We start from the raw sequence: 18943 nt of genomic DNA, 5'->3' as shown, positions 1-18943 counted from the left end.
CACCCCATGAGCGATGTTCACATCCGCCGCGCCACCCTCGCGGACATCGACACCGTGCTGCGGTTCTGGCGCGAAGCCGCGGAAGGAACCAGCATCAGCGACGACCACGACGGAGTCGCCCGACTCATCACACGAGACCCCGAAGCCCTGCTCCTCGCAGAGCGCGACGACCTCCTCACCGGAACCGTCATAGCCGGCTTCGACGGATGGCGATGCTCCGCCTACCGACTTGCCGTACACCCCGACCACCGCCGACAGGGCATCGCCACCGCCCTGCTGGAGGCCGCCGAACAACGCTTCGCCGCCCTCGGCGGGCGACGCGTCGACGCCATGGTGCTCGTACGGAACGAGACCGCCCATCATGCGTGGCGGGCGGCCGGGTACGCGTCCGAGGAGAAGTGGCGGCGGTGGGTGAAGCCGCTCGGCGACTGAGGAACAGGTCACTTTGCCGATCCTTTACCATGTGTGGACCAGTCGACCTCTACGGAAAGGTTGTGAGCGTCCGCCCATGGGCGAGCCTCCCAGTACCCGACCCGGCGCCGGACATATCGGAGCCGGTAGCCGACATCGCGCGTTCCTCCCGCCCCTGCCGGACCATGGGACGGGGGTGACCCGATGACCGAAGTGCTCCTCCTCCTCGTGGCACTGCTGCTCTCGGTGGTCTGTGGCGCCTTCGTCGCCGCCGAGTTCTCGCTGACCACGGTGGATCGCGGCCGCCTGGAGCGGGCCGTGGAGCGCGGCGAGCGGGGTGCCGCCGGCGCGCTCAAGGCCGTACGGAATCTGACGTTCCAGCTCTCCGGTGCCCAGCTCGGCATCACCGTCACCAACCTGGTCGTCGGCATGCTGGCCGAGCCGTCCATCGCCAAGCTGATCGCGGGCCCGCTGGAAGCGGTCGGCGTGCCGCGCGCCGCGTCGAGCTCGATCGCGCTGGTGATCGGTACGGCCCTGTCGACCGTCGTCCTGATGGTCGTCGGTGAGCTGGTGCCGAAGAACTGGGCCATCTCCGCGCCGCTGCCCGTGGCGAAGAAGGTCGCGAACCCGCAGCGCTGGTTCAGCGCGGCGTTCCGGCCGTTCATCGCCCACCTCAACAACACCGCCAACCGTCTGGTACGCCTCTTCGGTGTCGAGCCCGCCGAGGAGCTGGCCTCCGCGCGCGGCCCCCAGGAGCTGGCGGCCCTCGCCCGGCACTCGGCCAAGCAGGGCGCGCTGGAGGCGGACACCGCCGAGCTGTTCGTGCGCACACTGAACCTGGCCGATCTGACCGCGGAGAACGTGATGACCCCGCGGGTCCAGGTCATCGCCCTGGAGGCCCAGGCGACCTGCGAGGACGTGGCGAACGCGACCCGGGCCACCGGCCTGTCCCGCTTCCCCGTCTACCGCGGCAGCCTCGACTCGGTGATCGGCACCGCGCACATCAAGGACGTCCTCGCCGTGCCCGCCGAGCAACGGCTGCGCACCTCCGTGGCCGAGCTGCTGCGCGAGCCGCTGCTCGTCCCCGAGTCGCTCACCGTCGACCGGGTCCTGGACCGGCTCTCCGGCAAGCGCACCATGGCCGTCGTCATCGACGAGTACGGCGGGACCGCCGGTGTCGTGACGCTGGAGGACATCGTCGAGGAGGTCGTCGGCGAGGTGCGGGACGAGCACGACCCGCACGAGACGCCCGACCTGGCCCCCGTCGGCACGGACGACGACGGCCGCGCGCTGTACTCGGCCGACGGCTCGGCCCGCACCGACCAGCTCGCGCGCGTGGGACTGCGGGTGCCGGAGGGGCCGTACGAGACGCTCGCGGGTCTCGTCGCCAACGAGCTCGGTCGAATACCGGCCGTCGGCGACACCGTCGAGGTCGCCGGCTGGCGGCTGGACGTGGTGGACGCCTCGGGCCACCGGGCCGCGCGGGTGCTGCTGCACGCCCCGGCCTTCTCCGCCGACGAGGAGGGGGAGCGATGACCGCCGTCCAACTGCTGATCGGTTTCGCGACGCTGGTCGTCAACGCCTTCTTCGTGGGCGCCGAGTTCGCGCTGATCTCGGTGCGCCGCAGCCAGATTGAGCCGTACGCCGATCAGGGCGACCGGCGGGCGCGCAGCGTGCTGTGGGGCCTGGAGCATGTGTCGGCGCTGATGGCGGCCGCGCAGCTCGGCATCACGCTGTGCACCCTGGTGCTCGGTGTGGTCGCGGAGCCGGCGATCGAGCATCTCCTGGAGCCGGTGTTCCACGCGGTCGGCGTGCCGGAGGGCGCGGGGCACGCGGTGTCCTTCGTGATCGCGCTGGCGCTCGCCACCTATCTGCACATGCTGCTCGGCGAGATGGTGCCGAAGAACATCGCGCTCGCGGAGCCGGTGCGCAGCGCGCTGCTGCTCGGCCCGCCGCTGGTGACCCTGTCGCGGGCGCTGCGGCCGGTGATCTTCACGATCAACGCCTTCGCGAACGCCCTGCTGAAGCTCCTGCGGATCGAGACCCAAGACCAGGTCACCGCGACCTTCTCGGACACCGAACTGGCCCGGCTCGTCCGGGACTCCAGCGAGGCCGGGCTCATCGACGACCGCGCCCAGGAACGGCTGCACGACGCGCTGGAACTGGGCCGCAGGCCCGTGCGCGACGTCGTGCTGCCGCTGGAACGCGTCGTGTACGCGCGCGTGGGCGTCACTCCGGAGGAGCTGGAGCGGCTGTCGGCCGAGTCCGGGTTCTCGCGCTTCCCCGTCGTGGACGAGACGCGCCGGATCGTGGGCTATCTGCATGTGAAGGACGCGCTGGACGCGGCCCCGCGTGACGTGCCGTTCCCCGTCCGGGACATGCGGTCCATCGCCCAGGTTCGGGAGACCACGCCACTGGACGACGTGCTCACCGCGATGCGGCGCAGTCGTACGCACCTTGCGGCCGTGCAGGGCGCGGACGGGCGGCTCGCCGGGATCGTGACCATGGAGGACGTGCTGCGGGAGCTGTTCGGGCAACCTGCCGCGTAGGGGACGAGGGAGCCGACCGACCGCCGGGTATGTGCACGGGATAGCATCTCTGTCGCCATGCAGATGAACGCCACCCAGAGGAACGCCACTCCTCCCGTGTACTCCAGCCTTGTCGCGGTCGGCGACTCCTTCACCGAAGGCATGTCCGACCTGTTGCCCGACGGTTCGTACCGGGGCTGGGCGGATCTCCTCGCGGACCGGATGGCCGCGCGGACGCCCGGCTTCCGGTACGCCAACCTCGCGGTGCGCGGAAAGCTGATCGGCCAGATCGTCGCCGAACAGGTGGACGTGGCGGCCGCGATGGAAGCGGACGTGATCACGCTGGTCGGCGGCCTCAACGACGCCCTGCGTCCCAAGTGCGACATGGGCCGGGTACGCGGCCTGCTGGAAGAGGCGGTGGAACGCCTCGCCCCCGCCTGCAAACAGCTCGTCCTGATGCGCAGCCCCGGCCGCCAGGGCCCGGTCCTGGAGCGTTTCCGGCCGCGCATGGAGGAGCTGTTCACCTGCGTCGACGAGCTGGCCGCCCGGCACGGCGCCCTCGTCGTCGACCTGTACGGCGCGCCCTCCCTGGGCGACCCCCGCATGTGGGACGTGGACCGGCTGCACCTCACCGCCGAGGGACACCGCCGGGTAGCCGAGGCGGTGTGGCAGACCCTCGGGTACGAGGCGGAGGACGCGGAGTGGCGTACGCCGATGCCCGCGACACCGCCGCCCGGATGGACCGCACGTCAGGTGGCCCACGCGCGGTTCGCCAGGCAGTACCTGCTGCCGTGGATCGGGCGCCGTCTGACCGGCCGCTCATCGGGGGACGGCCGGACAGGCGCCCACTTTAGCGCTGAGCTGGGCAAAGCCTTTTGGGTCACGCCTGTGGACCACACAAACCCTGGCCCTGTGACGGACTGGCGACGGGTGGGGCCCTGACCCGGAGCCCGCCCGGCTGCCGTGCGCCGATTACAGTAAGTCGCGGGCGGGTTCGCGCCGACGGCGCGGGATGCGGAGCTGTTCTGGCGATCGGCACGCTCGTCGCCTCGCTGCCGCGGACTCACCCTGGATCCACCCCTCGCCGGAGGATCTGATCCTCGAACCACGGAACACTGCTTGTCAGCTCCGACCGTCCCCACTGGGAGCAGGACAGCCCCGGGGACGCGCCGTGGATCGACTGAGCGACGATCCACCGCTGCTCGGCTTCTGCCGCCGAACTCTCAGTCGGCACCACCAAGGCTGCGGATCATCCGGCTCCACAGGTGCGTCTGGCAGCGCCGAAAAGACGCCGGCCTTTGCGTGCCAGCCGCGGAACACGCCACGGAACATCGGGTGGGGCTCGTGCGGTAGAGGGCCCCTCAAAGAAGCCACTGCGTTCTCCTTCACTTGTTCCGTGATCGCTGACGTGACCGTTCACGTTACCGTTAACGGGATTCTTGCTCAGGTGAGCAGATTCCGTCAACGCCCGCCGCCGGACGGCTCACGATCCGCCGGTGGCGTTCTGGCGCTGCCTTGCTCTCGTGGCAGTGCCGGGCTGGTGATGGCGCGGCAGGCCGGTGAACCTGATTGACTTGGACACAGGGCGGCACAGGAACAGAAGTGAGTGGGCAGCGTGGCCGGACAGCGGGAAACGGAAGACCAGCGGGCGCGGGGTGTGAGAACCGTCAAGCGCGTCACGCTCCGCGACGTTGCTCAGGCGGCAGGCGTGTCCCATCAGACCGTCTCCCGGGCGATCAACGGCAAGGGGGAGATCGACCCGGGGACTCAGCAACGCGTGCTCGACGTCGCAAGGCAGTTGCGGTACCGGCCCAGCCGGTTCGGCCGGGGGCTGGTCCGCCCGGACGTCGTATCCGTCGGGCTCATCGTCCCCGACGTGGTCAACCCCTTCTTCCCGGAGTTCGTGGCAGGAGTGATTGCGGCCGCGGACGAACGCGACTGGCAGGTGCTCGTGGCCAGCACCGAGAACGATCGGTCCCGGGAGCTGGCCATGGTCCGCTCACTCGGCCAACAGGTTGACGCTCTTGTCGGCTACATCAGCCATCCAGATGCGCAGCTCGAGCCGTACGTGGGCACCGTGCCGCTGGTTGTAGTCGATCGCGGGCTGGACTCGTCGAACCACGCGTTGGTCCACATCGACACCGCGGCCGGAATCCGGGCCGGGATGCAGCACCTCATCGACCGGGGTCACCGCCGGATCGGCATGATCGACTGCGAGTGCGTGAGCGCCCCGATGGTCCGGCGCCGCACCTTCCTCGAAGTCGTCGGCGAACATGCGCTGCCCGTAGACGAGGGCTGGGTTGTCATGGGTGAGCAGTCCCCGGCCGGGGGCGCCGCCGCGTTCGAGGCGCTGTACGCCGCGCGCCCAGACCTCACCGCCGTGGTCGCCTTCAACGACCTGGTTGCGATCGGCGCGCTCCGGGCGGCCCGCCGGCTCGGCGTCCAAATACCGGACGACTGCGCACTGGTCGGCTACGACGGGCTGAGCGTCGTCGATCTGGTCGACCCGCCACTGACCACCCTGCACCTCGACAAGCGACGGCTGGGCGAACTGGCCATCCATCAAGTCGACCAACTCCTGGCAGGGGAACTGCCACCCCCTATCGTCCTGACACCGAGCTTGAATGTCCGCGGCACTACGTGACCCGCCTTTGACCTCGCTCCGTCAGCGGGGTTCGGTCGCTGAGCGGCTCGGTGGTTCGCCCGTAATGCCCCTGACGTCTGGGGTGAGCCGTCGTGTGACGCTGCGGCTGCGTCCGGTTGCACGGGCCCGGGGTGATGCGAGTCCCCAGGTCACCGGTGGCCGTGTCGTAGACCGCGACAGGGCGGGGCGTGCCGTTGACGACGGATCGGATCGGGACACAGGTTCCGCCTGCAGTTCGGCCCATGTCGTCTGGGGCCCGTTCATGCATGATGACGGGATGGACCATGGCGACCAGCGCTTCCACGTCATCGTGCTGTCGAACTTCGCGAAGGGCTTCGACAAGTACGCGTTCACTTATGGTAAGGCGGGGATTCCGGAGAGTACCTATCCCGACCGGTTCCACCTGCTGACCCGTGCGGAGTTGGGAATCGGCATCGGCAAGGCGCGACGCCTGCTGGACCGTCTGGCCATTCCGGGCGACCGGCTGCTGGTGCTGGAAACCATGGTGGACCCCGACAAGTTGGTGCCCAACGTGTCGACCGGTCTCGGCATGGAACTGCACGAGGCTCGTATCCCGGCACCGGTACTGGTGGGGTCGCCTATTCAACTGTCGCCAGTTCCCCGTGGAACCCGCCCTGCCGGTGACTGTGTGTGGTCGCCAGGGTGAATAATCCCCCGCATGGACCAAGGACTTGCGGCGCTGTTGGGCGCAACGGTAGGCGTTCTCGGCACGGTTGCGGCGTCGGCGATCTCCAGTGGGGCGACTCGGCGGCAGTTGGAGGGACAAGCCAAGGTCGAGCACTCCCAGTGGCGCAGACAACTGCGGCGAGACGCGTACAGCGCCTTCCTGGCCCCTGCCAACGAGTCGCGCAGCGTTCTGAAGATGGCTGCACGAGCGCTGGTAGGCGATGCCCCAGATGTGGCGGAGGCTGATCGGCGGCTCCAGATCGCGCAAGATCAGTTGGTTCGAGTGCAAGCAGCTTGGGCCGCCCTCGCAGTCGAGGGACCCGACTCAGTGGAGCAGGCCGCCCACAGCGTCCACCTGGGGCTCCACTCGATGCACACAACTCTTCTCGCCTGGCGCGACTCCTCGGGTGCCCCGGATCGCAACGTCAACTTCGTTGAGCGTCACGCCGTCGAAGTGACCATGGTCTCCGAGCGCCTCGGCAGCTTCGCGTCGGCGGCGCGGGCCGCCTTGGACGACGCAGACCTTCCGTCCAGCAGGCGCAGCTGAGGGGTCGGCGCAGGCCACGGCAGACTACTGGTGGGCTCGCCGTATTCAACTGTCGCTGCTTCCCCGAGGAACCCAGCCTGTTGGTGACCTTGCGTGATCTCCTGGAGCGTAGCGGCTCCATGTCCCGCCGGTCTCTCTGATGAGGCGGCTGGTGGTCTTGTCGTGGTAGCCGAGGGCGTCCGCGACGACGGGGCCGGGTAGCTCGAGGAGTTGCTGCCGGATGGCGGCGCCGCGGGCAGCGGCGGCCGGAACTCCGACCTCGTTCAGGAGCGCGGACAGGTGGTCGGGGCGGAACGGCTGGCCCGCCCGGCGGCCTGGGAAGAGCCAGGAGGATGCGGGGTTGGTGGCGGTGTTCATGTTGTCGCGGTTCGCGATGTGCTCCAGGAGCAGGGCTGCAACCGGTGCAGGGACGGGCGAAGCGGGCTCGCCGAGTCGTAGCAGCACCGTGTCGCCGTCACGGATCACGTCGTCGACGCTGAGCCGGACGACGCGGCTCACGGGCTGTGCGTAAAGGAGGACGATGACCCCGGCGGCTCGGAGACGCATGGGTATCGCCGGGTCGGTCAGCAGTCGGCCAAGGGCATCGAGGCGCTGGTCCTCGCTCAGCGCGGCTCGCCGGGAAACCTTCATCGCGGGGATGGAGAGGGTGCGTCGGCAGCGGTGGCTCTGCATAGCCCAGTTGAGGAAGGCTCGCAGGCAGGTGCGGCTGTGTTCGGTGTTCTCGGCATACCAGGCGTCGATGTCGATCTGGCCGCAGGACGCGAGGGTGCTGTTGCGCTCGCCGAGCCATTGCAGGAACGCGGTCGCGTACTTGACCTGTTCGGCGGCGAACCGTCGGACGCTGGGTGTGATGTGGCTTCGCTCCGCGCGGGTCCGCAGCCGAGGGAGGACGTGCCAGGTCGCGAAGAGTCTGATCGTCTTGGCGTGCTCGGGGTCGGCGATGTCGGTCAGGTGGCCGGGAAGCCAGCGTTGGAAGGAGCAGAGGTACTTGTCGACGGCGGGCAGGGCTCCGCACGTCATCAGAAGTTCTTCCAGGTGAGCGGCGGCCCGCCAGGGCTGGAGTTTGTGGAAGGCGTCGTGGGTCAGAGGGATTTCGCCGAGGCCGAGCCGCCGCAGTAGCTGCGAGGCGCTGCCCGGCTGGTTGCGTCGCATTTCCAGCCAGGCCAGGCCGCTTCTGGGCTTTTCCATCGCCACGAGCAGGTCGAACAGCGGTGTCAGTTCGGGACGGACACGACCGGTGCCGTCGTCCAGGAGCGCGGTGAGGCGGTCGGTGAGGGTGCAGCGTTCGCAGAGCCGTCCGGCCAGGAGCTTGCCCTCGAAGCCGCAGCGTGAGCAGTCGAAGGTCTGGGAGAAGCCGGCACAGGCGGTGCAGATCGCGGCCCCGTCACCGGGGCGGAGTCCGGGGAGGGCACGATCCTGGCCGCATCCCGGACAGGCGCCCCGTGTGCGGACGGCGCGGTCCGAGCAGGTTCGGCAGACGTATCCATCCGGCCAGGTGCCGGCCAGGTGCCTGCGGCGGCCGCAGCGGCAGCACTCGGCCATGTACCAGCGTTCGTACTGTTCGTCGGTAGCGTAGGGGCGGGTCATGCGTCGGGCAGGATGCGGGCGGCTCGGGGGCGGAGCTTCGCGACGTTCGCGGGCGGGGTGGGCAGGTCGCCGGTGGCGGTCTTGCGGACGCCGGCGTTCTCGGCGGTGGTGGCCACCAGGTCGGCCGGCGTGCAGGACAGAATGTCGCAGAGCGCGGCCATGACCTGCAACGACAGACGTTCAGGGGTGCCGGAGACCAGGCGGTGAACCTGGGAGGCGGACAGGTCGATGCCGCGTTCGTGCAGTAGCGGCACCAATTCGGTGGCCGTGAAGACCCGATGCTGGGCCATGACCTCGCGCAGCCGCCAGGTGTAGCCGACCTTGCGTTTCATGCCTGCCTCCCGGTCTGGGTCTGAAGGGCAGCGGCGATGGTGGAGTCCAGATGCCGCCGCAGGGTGCGGGTGCGGAAGTCCGAGGACACGCAGGTGTAGAGGGATGTGGTGCTGGCGTGCTCGTGACCGACCTGCTCCTGGACGAAGCGCGGATCCCAGCCGTCCTCGATCAGGTGGGTGACGTAGGACCTGCGGAAGGAGTGGAAGTCGAGTCCGTCGTCCAGGCCGAGGGCCTTGCGATAGGTGATGAAACGGGAGTTGAGCCGCTGGCATCCGATCCGCAGACCCCGTTCCGAGGGCCAGGCCGCCGGGTTGTTGTCGGTACCGAACAGCGGGCGGACCTCGGTGAACCACTCGTCCAGGACGTCCGGGGTCCAGTCGAACACGGTCAGCACCCCGCGGCGCTTGGGCGGCGAGCCCTTCTTGGCCTTGCCGAACCGGACCTGGCACCGGCCGTACTCGCCGAACTCGCCGCCGTGCGGGTTGCGGCCGAAGTCGGCGGCGTCGAGCATCCGCGTCTCGTTGCGCCGCGCCCCGTAGGCGTAGGCGGTCTTGAACAGCGTCGCGTCGCGGAAGGCGGGCAACCAGCCCTTGCGGCCGAAGGCCCGGATGCGGGCAACCTCGTCGTCACAGTGCGCGAAGAAGGCGTGCAGCTCGGCCTTGGTGAACGCGCGCTTCTTCGCGTCCGCCTCGTTGTCCTGGACGTGCACCGCGGTGTTCCACTCGTGCACCACCTGCACCGGGTGGGTGCCGAACCGCTCCTCGCAGGTGGCCGTCCACTCGTAAAGGGGATCGGTGATGAAGTGGCAGAAAGCCCGCACGGCCTCCGAGTACGAGCGGATCGTGGAGCGCTTCAGGTCCCGCAAGGAACGCAGGTCACCGAGCCACTCATCGACCATCGCCGGCGTTCAGAGCCAGGGGTAGGCGTTCACGTAGGCCGCAAACGCCTTGACCGTGTTCTCCCGGCCCTCGACGGTCGTCCGGGCCAGACTCCGCGCGAGCTGCTGGTTGGCGAACCCGGTCAGCATCGCCGCGAAGACCTGTTCTTCCGGCCGCAGCAACGCGACCCCGTCGACCAGGTGCAGCCCGGCCGCCCCCGGTATCGAACCGTTGGACCTCACCACTTCACCACTTTCCGCGACTCGCATCAGATGCGAGAAAAACGCATCCTATGCGAATGCTCGGCGGACCCCCAGGTCAGCCCCCTGCACGGGTCGCGGCGGAGCCCTCGTCGCGGGTATCGTCCCCGCCAAGGTCTCACTCAAGTCCGCAGTTCAACACCGCGATTGCCCTTTCCCCACGGGCCGATTCGCTGACTATCGCGAGTTCGCATCCTATGCAATTGGCGGCGCTCGCATCAATCGAACCGTGGTTGGCGCCGAGATTGATCATGGTCCGGCTGTAGCAGCCTGAAGGGCGTTGACGCGGTTCTCGTACTCGCGGCGGGCCTTGCGCTGCGCCGGGACCACCGGGGTGCCCTGGGTGCCGTCGAGGGGCTGGCAGCGGGCGAGGAGCTGGCGGTGGGCTGCGGGCGCGGCGGTGACGCGCAGTGTGTAGCCCTGGCCGCGCCGTACGGTCACGCCCTGGTCGAGCGCTGCGTGCTCGGTGGGCTCCAGATCGCCCGCGCGGAGGAAGTCCGCGACCTTGCCTGGCATGTCGAGGAGGACCGGCCGCTCCGGAGCCGGGGCGTCCTGGTCGACGATGGTGTGCTCGGGCAAGAGATCGGCGACGGCGGTACGGATGGCCCCGCGGCTGACGTGGTGGTCTCGGGCCAGGGCGGCGATGGACTGGCCGCCCAGATACGCGGCGCGCACAGCGGCGGCCTTCGCTGCCGTGACGGCCGGGCGGCGTCCGCCCTTGTTGCCCTTGGCCTCGGCGGCCCGCAGCCCGTCGTATGTCAGCTCACGCTGTAGGTCGCGCTGGAGTTCGCCGGCGGCCGCGAGGGTCTGCACCATGAACTTCACGGTGGACAGCAGCTCGCCGGTGCGCGGGTGGCGTGCGGTGAGGTCCATCGCGGAGAACGCGCCGTCGTGGATGCGCAGCGCGAGGCGGTCGCGGTGGAGGACGTCGAGCACGTCAAGGATGTGGCCGGTGCCGCGTACGAGGCGGAACATCTCGGAGATGTGCACGGTGTCGCCGGGCCGCGCGTAGGTGAGCAGTTCGCGGAACTTCGGGCGCTGGAGCGGGTGGAGGCGGCTGGAGGTGCCGGGGTCCTCCTCGAAGACGACCGGGTCCTCGATCCCAGCCTCGTCCAGGACGAGGTCCTGGCGGGCGGTGGACTGCTGGTCGGTCGAGACCCGCTTGTAGACCAGGTTCGCCACTCGTGGGGCCCCTTCCGTATGGAGGAATGGACCCTATCTGTCGTCAAACCCTGTCAGCAATCACCATCGGATCTGATTGGACTCGGACCGCCGCGAACCCCTGGATTGCACGGGTTCATTGGACGCGCAGGCCGCCTGTCGTCAAACGATCGTTTGACGACAGGGAGGCCCGCGATCACGAGCCTCCGACGGGATCGCTGCGCCCCACCCAGACATTAGCAACTCGGGTTGACTATTTTCGTTAGTCAACTACAGTTGCTTGCATGTCCGTCGGCGAGAATTCCCTTCCCCCTGATCCCGCTGACGCCCTGGCGGCTGTCGTGGCGCTGCGACGCCTTGCCGATCAACTGGAGGACGCCGCTGTCGAGCAGGCCATGAGAGCGGGCTGGAGCTGGCCGAAGGTCTCCGAGGCGCTCGGTGTCACCCGCCAAGCCGTCCACAAGAAGCACGCCAAGCGGCTCATCGCCGCCGGAGTCAAGCTGAGGAGGCGCGGCGATGAGCGCGTTTGACAAGTACCTGCATGCGGTCATCGTGCGGGCGATGGACGAAGCCCAGGATGATGGGTCGGCGACGATCGACGCGCACCATCTTCTGTTGTCGCTCGCCGCCGATCAGGGGTCTACCGCTCAGCAGGTCCTAACCTCGGCCGGGCTCGATCGCGCTGCTGTCCGCGAGGCACTGGATCGGGAATTCGAGCACAGCCTGAGCATGGTTGGAGTGTCACCGGCCGCCTATGACCTTCCCGGGCCGAGCCACGCTTCCCAGCAGCCCAAGATGGGTGCGTCCGCCAGACTCGCACTGGAGCGGAGCTTCTCCTCCGCTCGCAAGAAGGACCTGCGGTCAGCGCATCTACTGCTCGGGATCCTGCAGGCTCAAATCGGCACTGTGCCACGTGCTCTCGCCTTGGCCGGTATCGATCAGGCCGAGCTGGCGGACCGCGTACGGCAGACGCTCAACAGCCAGGATCAGTGACCACCGGAATCAGCTGACACGGCCAGTTCACCCTGCGGCCGTGCCCTTGCCGTGATGTGCAGTGGGTCCGGTAGGCGTGCGCGATGGATCGCACGCTGCGCTGGGCGCTAAGGCCCCTGGCGAGAGCCGAAGGGCCAGTGAATCTCGCCGTGGAGAGATGCCGGGCGGTCATCCACGGGTCACACACGACAAGGAGGACCACATGCACCAACACACCGCTCATACAGACAACGGCCGATCGGGCGCCGAACCGGCCAAGGCAGGGGGCGCGGTATCTGAGTCCGCGCCGGCCTCAGGGGCCGAGGGCTACGAGACAATCCAGCGCTTACTTCACCAAGCCGTGACTCAAGGCGGCCTTCCCGGCATTCTTGCTGAGGTTTGCGACGGCGACCGGCAGTGGTTCGGGACCGCAGGAGTGGCCGACACCCGAACCGGCCGCACGCGTACACAGCAGGACCGGTTCCGCATCGGCAGCATCAGCAAGACGTTCGTGGCCACCGTCGTGCTGCAGCTGGCGGCGGAAGACAGGCTAAGCCTGGATGACACCACGGAAGAGTGGCTGCCCGGCGTGATCCACGGCCATCACCACGACGGTGCCAGGGTGAACATCAGGATGCTCCTCAACCACACCAGCGGGATCTTCAACTACACCGATGACCAGGAAGCACTGAACCGTTACGAGACACACCCGCCCGAGTCACTGGTGCAGATCGCCACGTCCCATCCGCCCAACTTCACACCGGGTTCGGGCTGGGCGTATTCCAACACCAACTACGTCCTCGCAGGCTTGATCATCGAACAGGCCACCGGCCGCGCGCTTGCCGAGGAGATCACAGAGCGGATCTCCCGCCCATTCGGCCTGGCTGGTACGTACCTGCCGCACGGCAGCGACCCGACGATCCACGGGCCACACTCCCGGCACTACACGAAGCTGTTCCAGACCGACCCCGGCGCGCCGGTCCACGACGCGACCGAGCTCGATTCATCCATGTTCTGGGCAGCCGGCGGCATGATCTCCACCGCCGGGGACCTCAACCGGTTCTTCCGCGCCCTGCTGGGGGGCCGGATACTGCCACCGGACCAACAACGCGACATGTTCACCACCGTGCCCACCCGAGACTGGATTCCCAACGCCGCCTACGGCCTCGGCGTTTCCTCAGTGAAACTGCCCTGCGGGGAAACGGTCTGGGGCATGGGGGGTGCGCTCTTCGGATCATGGTCCTACGCCTACGGCGCTCGCGATGGCGAACGGATGGTCACCACCAACGCCAACGGCGACTGGAGCAATGGCGATTGGGACGACCCCATCGGTATCTTCACCGATCTGCTTCAGGCGAAGTTCTGCCGCCGGAGCGATACCTGAACACCGGTCACGGGTCGGGCCTGGCCGGCTCCTGATACTCACTCCTGCCCGCCGTCGTCGTCCTCGTCCAGCTCCGGCGCACCCGGGTCGCGCAGCGGGCGCAGGCCGCCGTCGACCGGGGTAGAGGAGCGGAAGCTGTAGCGGCCGAGCACGTTGAGGTTCGCGTGCTTGAGCGGGGAGACGCGGGCGACGTCCTCGTCCAGGACGTCGTGCTCACGCTCCTCGGCCGGCAGCGCCCGCAACTCCTGGACGGCAGCGTCCAGGTAGCGAGTCGTCCACAGCACAGCGGCATTCAGCACCAGCCCGAGCGCGCCGAGCTGGTCCTCCTGTCCCGTCCGGTACGCCTGCATGATCTGCCCGCGCTTGCCGTGGCAGATGTCCCGGGCGAGCTTGTGGCGGGACTCCTGCACGGTGAGCTGCCGGTTCATCTGCCGCCGGTAGGTGTCGTCGACCGGGTCGACCACGCGCAGCAGATGCAGGGTCTTGGCGATCCGCCCGTACTCGGCGAACGCGGTGCCCAGCGGGGTGGGGCGCCCCTCGCCGCCGAACATCCGCAACAGGTCGTACGCCCGCACCTGCCCGGTGACCAGGGAGCCGACCACCCGGAGCATGTCCGGCCAGTGCGTGATCACCTTGTTCAGGTTCACCTTGTTGCAGGCCAGGGGCTCCAGTGGCCCGTACCCGCCGGTGTCCACGCCGGGCAGCTCCGCCCGCCAGAACCTCTGGTCGGCCAGGTCGCGGAAGCGGGGGGAGAAGTTGTAGCCGAGCAGGGAGAACAGGCCGAACACCATGTCGGAGTAGGAGGCGTTGTCGGTGGCCACCATGTCCGGCTCCACCCCGGCATCGAGGTTCAGCAGGGTGTCCAGGATGTGCAGGGAGTCGCGCGGAGTGCCGGGCACGACCATCTGTCCGATGCCCGCTACCTGGTCATTTACAGCATTCAGCCATGTAATTCCGCGTTTGCAGTGGTAGTACTTCGGCGACGGCCCGGCGTTGATGGTCCGCTTCGGCACTACGAACCGCAGCCCGTCGACGGACGCGAGCAGGCCCTCGCCCCAGTGCTCCACGATCGGCACCCGACCCTGGGCCTCGATCAGCTTCGCGTTCGCCGCGGCGATGGTGTCGGCGCGCAGGTAGTACTGGTCGACGTGCACCAGCCGGGCCCGGGTGAGCGCCTCGTCGCCGGCGTCGATGACGGGGGTGTAGCCGATGTTGCACGCCTCGCTCACCAGCAGCGCGACCAGGGAGGTCTTCAGGTTCTCCATGCGGGTACGGCCGTCCCCCAGGTGCACGAAGGCGTCCAGAAATCCGGTCCAGGAATCGACCTCGAACAGCAGGTCCGGCAGGTCGATCTTCGGGAGCATCTTCGCGGTGGTCTTGCGCAGCCACTTCAGGGACTCGCTCTCGCCGAGCGCGCCGAGCCGGTCGACGTTCAGCTTCAACCGGCCGTTGGGCTGGACGTCGAAGCTGAGCTTCGCGTCCTGCCCAGCCTCCTCCAAGCGCTCCGCCATCAGCTGCCAGGCCGCGTCCAGGGCCCGCACCCGCCCGGCCAGGTGTTCCTCGACCGGCTCGTCCAGGCTCAGACCGTGCAGCACGTCCTCGGAGACGGCCTCCCACTGCTTGCCGTCCAACAGCCGCGCCCGCGGGTCCGCCCACCGGCTCGACGGCGAGGCGAACACGTCCCGCCGGTTCAGCGCGCGGAACAGCTGCTCCAGCACGCACACCACGTACGCGTCGCGGTCCACCGCCCCCTCGGGCAGCTCCGGGTCGCAGCACGACCGGGCACGCCCTCTTGCCGACCGCAGGCGGCGACGTCGCCGCCGTGCTGGTCAACGCACGAATCCCCAAGCAACGGGGCTCCCGGCCCTCTCGGTGTGGACCTGCTCAGTGCCCGCCCCGGGCGCCCGCCGCACCCACACCCCCACACCCACCGACTGCCTGGCCCCCTATCAGCCCGTAGGCCCACGGGCTCGGACTCGTACAAAGGAGTATGCAATCGTGTCCACGTCTCTTACCCGACGCACCGCCCTCACCGCAGGCCTGGCCTTGGGCGCATCCCTCGCGGTGGCCAATTCCACGGCGGCGCAGGCGGCAACCCGTCACACGGCCGACGCCACGGACTCCGCCGGTGTCACCCGGCTGCAGTGGACCGGCCTCGGGGTCACCAGCGAGCAGTACACGGTCATGAAGGAATTCACTGAGAAGGCCCTGGACCTGACGCTGATCACCAGCGCGGACGAGTTCGCCGTATTCCGCACACCCAACAGCAGCCTGTTCGAACTCTACGGGCCGAAGGCCCCCCACTACGGGCCGTGGCACACCAGCGCCATGGCCATGGCCATCGGCTTCGACGCCCCGAGCCTGGAAGCGGCCGAGTCGGCGCTGGAGAGGGTCGGCGCTCCGACGGCCTCTGACATTTTGGTGTTCCCCGGTGCCGGGGGAGGCGGGACCGACTACCGCGCCCGCTTCTTCCTCGCTCCCGACAACCGCTTCTACGGAGTCGCCCAGAGCAACATCCCCAACGATCCTGTCCCCGAAAGTGCCACGGGCGCAGCCGGGATCAACAGGCTTCAGTGGGGCGCCGTCGCCGTGACGGCCCACCAGCACGCAAAGATGCGGACGTTCGCCCAGCAAGGTCTGGGGCTCGACATCGTCGACGAAACCCCGCAGTTCTCCGCCTTCGGAGCCCAGAACGGAAGCATGTTCGAACTCTACGGACCCGAGGCTCCTCAGTACCCCTGGCGGACCAGGTCCACGTCCATCGCCATGGGCTTCAACACCATCGATCTGCACAAGTCCATGGCCCACCTGGAGCAGAACGGAGCGAAGTGGGTCTCTCCCGTCCACGTGATCCCCGGTGCCGGAGGAGACGGAACCGACTACCGCTTCCGCTTCTTCCGCGCTCCCGACAACCGCGTCTACTCCATCGCTCAGAGCAACATCACCGGCTGACCGCTCGGCGCGCCACTGCGGCGCGGGGACTTGAACCGCCCGTGACAGTCAGGCTGCTTTCCCGGCCGGGCTCACCTGGTGGGCCCGGCCGGGAAAGCGTCTGCGGCAACTCGCCATATCCCCTGTGGAGCCGAACGCCTCTGCACAGGCAGAGGACTCCGCGCCATGCGCCTGTCTGAGACCGAGGTCCGTTCATTCGTGGAGCCAGGGCTGCGAACTGCTCATCGTTGTCGGGCCCCCGGACACCGCCATACCGGGCAGGAGGCCGCCGGCCCTCTTGCAAGACCGCGGAAAGGCCTGCGGCGGAGCCGGTCAGGCGAAGGACGCGAGGAGCTGGCCGTACTCCTTGGCCGTGCAGGAGACATCCTCGTCCGAGAGGCCCAAGGCGGCGCCGTGCAGGACGAACAGCGGCTGGATGTCGACCTGCATCCACGCTCGAGCACAGTGGGCCGACGCCGGGTTCGTCCGCATCCATCGCTCGTACCTGGTCGCCCTCCAGCACATCGATCAGGTCCTTTTCCCGGAACCACCGGTTGCGTCGTCGTGCGGCAGACCCAGCTGCCCGTGAGTCGGCGCAGCGCTGCCCTGCTACGAGGCGCTCTGAGCGGTGCCTTCATCGCCACCTCCTCGGGACTGATCATCACCATGGCAGGTGCGATCAGCCAGGATCTGTTCGGTTCGGACGTGAAGCGATTCCGGCTCTCCTCGCTGTACGCGACGGGCCTCACCCTCGTCCTGGCCCTCGTCACAGCGTCCCAGAGCATCACCGACACGGTCGGGTACGTCTTCGCGTTCTCGGCGTCGACGCTGTTCCCGGTCCTGGTGCTGGGCATCTGGTGGCGGGGCGCCACGGCGGCAGCGGCGGTGTGCGGGATCACCGTCGGCGCGGGCCTCGTCGTGGGTGCGGCCGTTGCCCACTACGTTCTCGGGCGCCCGGCCGGCGCGCTCGGTGATCTCCTCGCCAACCCGGCCGCGGTGACCGTGCCGCTCGTTTTCACTGTCGTGGTCGTCGTGTCCCGGCTCAGACCCGTGAGTGTGCGGGCGGCGGAACAGTTCATCCATCAGATCCACCGGCCCGACGACGTGGAGACGCACCTCGCCGTACCCGTCCGGACGCAACGATGAGCGCCGCGAACACGACGCCGGGTGCCTCGGGACTCGTCGCGCTCATGCTCGTTGGGCTGGCCGCGTGCGCCGTGGGTCTCCTCGCCGGCGTCGCACTCGACCGACGACGTCCTCGTCCCGGATCCGGTCACGACCGGAGTTCGGTCGACGCCCTCGGCCGAGCTCTCGTCGGGTTCGGCGTCGAGGGCCGCGACGTGGAGCGCGCGGTGCGCCTGCTCAGGGCCTGCCTCGCGGTGGAAGGCGTCGCGCTGGTCGGCCGCGACGGCGTCAGCACCGTTGACGCGGCTGACGGCCGAGCGGACCGAACCCTTCGGGTGGCGGTGGGTGGCGGCGCGGAACGTGCACCGCTCCGCCATGACGGGTTTCGCGTCGTCGAGTCCCAGATCCTCGTCGAGGGCCGGTTGGTTGCCCACCTTGTGGTGCTGAGCTCGCTCGCCGACCGTGGGCTGGGCCGCACCGTCGACACCCTCGCCAGGCTCATCGGGGCTCAACCGGCGTGTCGCAGCCGGATCGGCTGGCCGCCGGGATTGTCGAAGAGCCGGATGCCGTCACCAAGCAGGACGGGTGCAATGTGCAGGTCGATTTCATCGATCAGGCCGCGTTCGAGCAGTCGGCGACCAATCGTCGGGGAGAGGACTTCGAGGTTCTTGCCGTCAGCGGCCTCCAGGCCGATGCGTACCGCCTCGGCCACGTCGCAGTTCAGGAACGTGGCGCCGTCGGCGGGCGTGGCGTCTTCGGGGTGGTGGGTGAGGACGAAGATCCGGCCCTTCCAGTCCTCGCTGTAAGGTCGGGCGCTCGGGTCGCGGTCCCAGCCGTTCCGCCCGCCCAGGACCGCACCGGTGGTCTCGATGTACTCCTCTTCCACGCCGTCGCGGCCGGTGACGCCGGTCAGCCAGTCCATGGCGTGGTTCGGGCCCGCCACGAACCCGTCCAGCGACATGCTGAAGTGAAAGAGAACCTTGCCGGCGGCCTGTTGCGGTTCGATGTCGAACATCTGGAGCGCCTTCGCTCGTCGTGCCAGGCGCGAAAAGCGCCGGCTACACAGACAGACCAGTCGGACGCCCCAAACTCATCGCCGCATCCCGGACCGTTCGGGCGCCGCAGACACGGAGCGACCCGGCGGTCCACCACCGTCGGGACCGACGCTGTCCGAAACCGTCCGGTTTCTCAGTGAAGGGCTCGATCGTCGTCAGGACATCAGCCGTTGGCACCGGCGCAGCGGTCTGGCTCTGTCGGGCGGCCGAAGCTGATCGCGCCGGACCAGACGGGGCGGGGCCTAGCACTACCTCCGATACAGCCCCTGGCAGGGACGTACGCCGACGCCGGCGACGACTCCGACAGCGATGACACCGTCTTCGTCGAGGCCGCCACGCAGGTGACGCAGGCACAGCACACCGCCCGCACTACCGCGGTACGCCGACGAGCCGACCGACGGAACCGATTCCCGCCAGGCCACTGCGACGGCGTCGCGCGT

The 18943-nt window shown here is 68.7% G+C and carries 20 protein-coding genes and 1 pseudogene; 12 read left to right on the top strand and 9 right to left on the bottom strand.

Annotated elements, in window-relative coordinates:
* The first annotated feature begins 6 nt into the window (after positions 1 to 6).
* From F3T56_RS07995 to F3T56_RS07965, 7 genes are all read left to right on the top strand, one after another.
* A complete protein-coding gene (locus tag F3T56_RS07995) occupies positions 7 to 432 on the top strand; it encodes a GNAT family N-acetyltransferase (protein WP_149823994.1) in 426 nt (141 codons plus the stop codon).
* A gap of 183 nt (positions 433 to 615) precedes the next feature.
* Positions 616 to 1947 (top strand): hemolysin family protein, encoded by a 1332-nt coding sequence (locus F3T56_RS07990; RefSeq protein WP_149823993.1) that lies wholly within the window; start codon positions 616 to 618, stop codon positions 1945 to 1947.
* Positions 1944 to 2960, top strand: coding sequence for a hemolysin family protein (locus F3T56_RS07985; RefSeq protein ID WP_149823992.1), 1017 nt, complete (start codon positions 1944 to 1946; stop codon positions 2958 to 2960). The genes F3T56_RS07990 and F3T56_RS07985 overlap by 4 nt, the downstream gene beginning before the upstream one ends.
* Before the next feature lie 57 nt (positions 2961 to 3017).
* Positions 3018 to 3881: an SGNH/GDSL hydrolase family protein gene (locus tag F3T56_RS07980; protein WP_149823991.1), complete on the top strand. Its 864-nt coding sequence runs from the start codon at positions 3018 to 3020 to the stop codon at positions 3879 to 3881.
* A 664-nt stretch (positions 3882 to 4545) separates the two neighbouring features.
* A complete protein-coding gene (locus F3T56_RS07975; protein WP_425473550.1) occupies positions 4546 to 5583 on the top strand; it encodes a LacI family DNA-binding transcriptional regulator in 1038 nt (345 codons plus the stop codon).
* A 277-nt stretch (positions 5584 to 5860) separates the two neighbouring features.
* Complete coding sequence (locus F3T56_RS07970) at positions 5861 to 6250, top strand: hypothetical protein (RefSeq protein ID WP_246203488.1); 390 nt, start codon at positions 5861 to 5863, stop codon at positions 6248 to 6250.
* Between the two features lie 12 nt (positions 6251 to 6262).
* Entirely contained in the window at positions 6263 to 6817 is a 555-nt protein-coding gene (locus F3T56_RS07965) for a hypothetical protein (RefSeq protein WP_149823989.1), read from the top strand.
* Positions 6818 to 6862: 45 nt separating this feature from the next.
* Here F3T56_RS07965 and F3T56_RS07960 read toward each other — a convergent pair whose 3' ends face one another.
* From F3T56_RS07960 to F3T56_RS07945, 5 genes are all read right to left on the bottom strand, one after another.
* On the bottom strand, positions 6863 to 8404 hold the full coding sequence (locus F3T56_RS07960; protein ID WP_149823988.1) for a site-specific integrase: 1542 nt from the start codon (positions 8402 to 8404) through the stop codon (positions 6863 to 6865).
* Positions 8401 to 8736, bottom strand: coding sequence for a helix-turn-helix domain-containing protein (locus F3T56_RS07955; RefSeq protein WP_149823987.1), 336 nt, complete (start codon positions 8734 to 8736; stop codon positions 8401 to 8403). The genes F3T56_RS07960 and F3T56_RS07955 overlap by 4 nt, the downstream gene beginning before the upstream one ends.
* The gene (locus F3T56_RS07950) at positions 8733 to 9635 is read right to left on the bottom strand and encodes a tyrosine-type recombinase/integrase (RefSeq protein WP_246203487.1); all 903 of its coding nucleotides are present in this window, start codon (positions 9633 to 9635) and stop codon (positions 8733 to 8735) included. Before F3T56_RS07950 ends, F3T56_RS07955 begins: the two co-directional genes overlap by 4 nt.
* 9 nt (positions 9636 to 9644) lie before the next feature.
* Entirely contained in the window at positions 9645 to 9860 is a 216-nt protein-coding gene (locus tag F3T56_RS47570) for a hypothetical protein (RefSeq protein ID WP_246203486.1), read from the bottom strand.
* A 264-nt stretch (positions 9861 to 10124) separates the two neighbouring features.
* Positions 10125 to 11057 carry a recombinase family protein gene (locus F3T56_RS07945; protein ID WP_149823986.1) on the bottom strand — a complete coding sequence of 311 codons (933 nt, stop codon included), beginning with the start codon at positions 11055 to 11057 and terminating at the stop codon, positions 10125 to 10127.
* A 263-nt stretch (positions 11058 to 11320) separates the two neighbouring features.
* Here F3T56_RS07945 and F3T56_RS07940 point away from each other — a divergent pair, with 263 nt between their 5' ends.
* From F3T56_RS07940 to F3T56_RS07930, 3 genes are all read left to right on the top strand, one after another.
* On the top strand, positions 11321 to 11566 hold the full coding sequence (locus tag F3T56_RS07940) for a hypothetical protein (protein ID WP_149823985.1): 246 nt from the start codon (positions 11321 to 11323) through the stop codon (positions 11564 to 11566).
* A complete protein-coding gene (locus F3T56_RS07935; RefSeq protein WP_149823984.1) occupies positions 11553 to 12029 on the top strand; it encodes a Clp protease N-terminal domain-containing protein in 477 nt (158 codons plus the stop codon). Before F3T56_RS07940 ends, F3T56_RS07935 begins: the two co-directional genes overlap by 14 nt.
* A gap of 202 nt (positions 12030 to 12231) precedes the next feature.
* Positions 12232 to 13392 (top strand): serine hydrolase domain-containing protein, encoded by a 1161-nt coding sequence (locus F3T56_RS07930; RefSeq protein WP_149823983.1) that lies wholly within the window; start codon positions 12232 to 12234, stop codon positions 13390 to 13392.
* 38 nt (positions 13393 to 13430) lie between these two features.
* Here the strand turns inward: F3T56_RS07930 and F3T56_RS07925 are convergent.
* Positions 13431 to 15137, bottom strand: a pseudogene (locus F3T56_RS07925) (Tn3 family transposase); the annotation flags it as partial.
* A gap of 253 nt (positions 15138 to 15390) precedes the next feature.
* On the opposite strand from F3T56_RS07925, the gene F3T56_RS07920 reads away from it, so the two are divergent.
* Positions 15391 to 16344: a VOC family protein gene (locus F3T56_RS07920; protein WP_149823982.1), complete on the top strand. Its 954-nt coding sequence runs from the start codon at positions 15391 to 15393 to the stop codon at positions 16342 to 16344.
* 312 nt (positions 16345 to 16656) lie between these two features.
* Here F3T56_RS07920 and F3T56_RS46070 read toward each other — a convergent pair whose 3' ends face one another.
* Positions 16657 to 16815, bottom strand: coding sequence for a hypothetical protein (locus F3T56_RS46070; RefSeq protein ID WP_172638849.1), 159 nt, complete (start codon positions 16813 to 16815; stop codon positions 16657 to 16659).
* 93 nt (positions 16816 to 16908) lie between these two features.
* Here F3T56_RS46070 and F3T56_RS07910 point away from each other — a divergent pair, with 93 nt between their 5' ends.
* The gene (locus F3T56_RS07910; RefSeq protein ID WP_149823980.1) at positions 16909 to 17469 is read left to right on the top strand and encodes an SLC5/6 family protein; all 561 of its coding nucleotides are present in this window, start codon (positions 16909 to 16911) and stop codon (positions 17467 to 17469) included.
* On the opposite strand, the gene F3T56_RS07905 is transcribed toward F3T56_RS07910, so the two are convergent.
* Both F3T56_RS07905 and F3T56_RS07900 read right to left on the bottom strand, forming a co-directional pair.
* On the bottom strand, positions 17406 to 17960 hold the full coding sequence (locus F3T56_RS07905) for a hypothetical protein (RefSeq protein ID WP_149823979.1): 555 nt from the start codon (positions 17958 to 17960) through the stop codon (positions 17406 to 17408). The two genes, F3T56_RS07910 and F3T56_RS07905, sit on opposite strands and share 64 nt — an antisense overlap.
* Positions 17957 to 18463 carry a dihydrofolate reductase family protein gene (locus tag F3T56_RS07900; protein ID WP_149823978.1) on the bottom strand — a complete coding sequence of 169 codons (507 nt, stop codon included), beginning with the start codon at positions 18461 to 18463 and terminating at the stop codon, positions 17957 to 17959. The genes F3T56_RS07905 and F3T56_RS07900 overlap by 4 nt, the downstream gene beginning before the upstream one ends.
* Positions 18464 to 18943 lie beyond the last annotated feature (480 nt).

The sequence above is a fragment of the Streptomyces tailanensis genome (assembly GCF_008386495.1).
Classification (GTDB): domain Bacteria; phylum Actinomycetota; class Actinomycetes; order Streptomycetales; family Streptomycetaceae; genus Streptomyces; species Streptomyces tailanensis.
Note: the sequence above shows the minus strand (reverse complement) of the source record. Positions and strands in the feature narration are given on the sequence as shown.

What these genes read in the sequence shown, in the direction of transcription:
- F3T56_RS07985 (WP_149823992.1), top strand. Translation starts at nt 1,944, where the DNA reads ATGACCGCCGTCCAACTGCTGATCGGTTTCGCGACGCTGGTCGTCAAC.
- F3T56_RS07970 (WP_246203488.1), top strand. Translation starts at nt 5,861, where the DNA reads ATGGACCATGGCGACCAGCGCTTCCACGTCATCGTGCTGTCGAACTTC.
- F3T56_RS07995 (WP_149823994.1), top strand. Translation starts at nt 7, where the DNA reads ATGAGCGATGTTCACATCCGCCGCGCCACCCTCGCGGACATCGACACC.
- F3T56_RS46070 (WP_172638849.1), bottom strand. Translation starts at nt 16,815, where the DNA reads ATGCGGACGAACCCGGCGTCGGCCCACTGTGCTCGAGCGTGGATGCAG.
- F3T56_RS07900 (WP_149823978.1), bottom strand. Translation starts at nt 18,463, where the DNA reads ATGTTCGACATCGAACCGCAACAGGCCGCCGGCAAGGTTCTCTTTCAC.
- F3T56_RS07960 (WP_149823988.1), bottom strand. Translation starts at nt 8,404, where the DNA reads ATGACCCGCCCCTACGCTACCGACGAACAGTACGAACGCTGGTACATG.
- F3T56_RS07990 (WP_149823993.1), top strand. Translation starts at nt 616, where the DNA reads ATGACCGAAGTGCTCCTCCTCCTCGTGGCACTGCTGCTCTCGGTGGTC.
- F3T56_RS07930 (WP_149823983.1), top strand. Translation starts at nt 12,232, where the DNA reads ATGCACCAACACACCGCTCATACAGACAACGGCCGATCGGGCGCCGAA.
- F3T56_RS07980 (WP_149823991.1), top strand. Translation starts at nt 3,018, where the DNA reads ATGCAGATGAACGCCACCCAGAGGAACGCCACTCCTCCCGTGTACTCC.
- F3T56_RS07935 (WP_149823984.1), top strand. Translation starts at nt 11,553, where the DNA reads ATGAGCGCGTTTGACAAGTACCTGCATGCGGTCATCGTGCGGGCGATG.
- F3T56_RS07940 (WP_149823985.1), top strand. Translation starts at nt 11,321, where the DNA reads ATGTCCGTCGGCGAGAATTCCCTTCCCCCTGATCCCGCTGACGCCCTG.
- F3T56_RS07950 (WP_246203487.1), bottom strand. Translation starts at nt 9,635, where the DNA reads ATGGTCGATGAGTGGCTCGGTGACCTGCGTTCCTTGCGGGACCTGAAG.
- F3T56_RS07965 (WP_149823989.1), top strand. Translation starts at nt 6,263, where the DNA reads ATGGACCAAGGACTTGCGGCGCTGTTGGGCGCAACGGTAGGCGTTCTC.
- F3T56_RS07955 (WP_149823987.1), bottom strand. Translation starts at nt 8,736, where the DNA reads ATGAAACGCAAGGTCGGCTACACCTGGCGGCTGCGCGAGGTCATGGCC.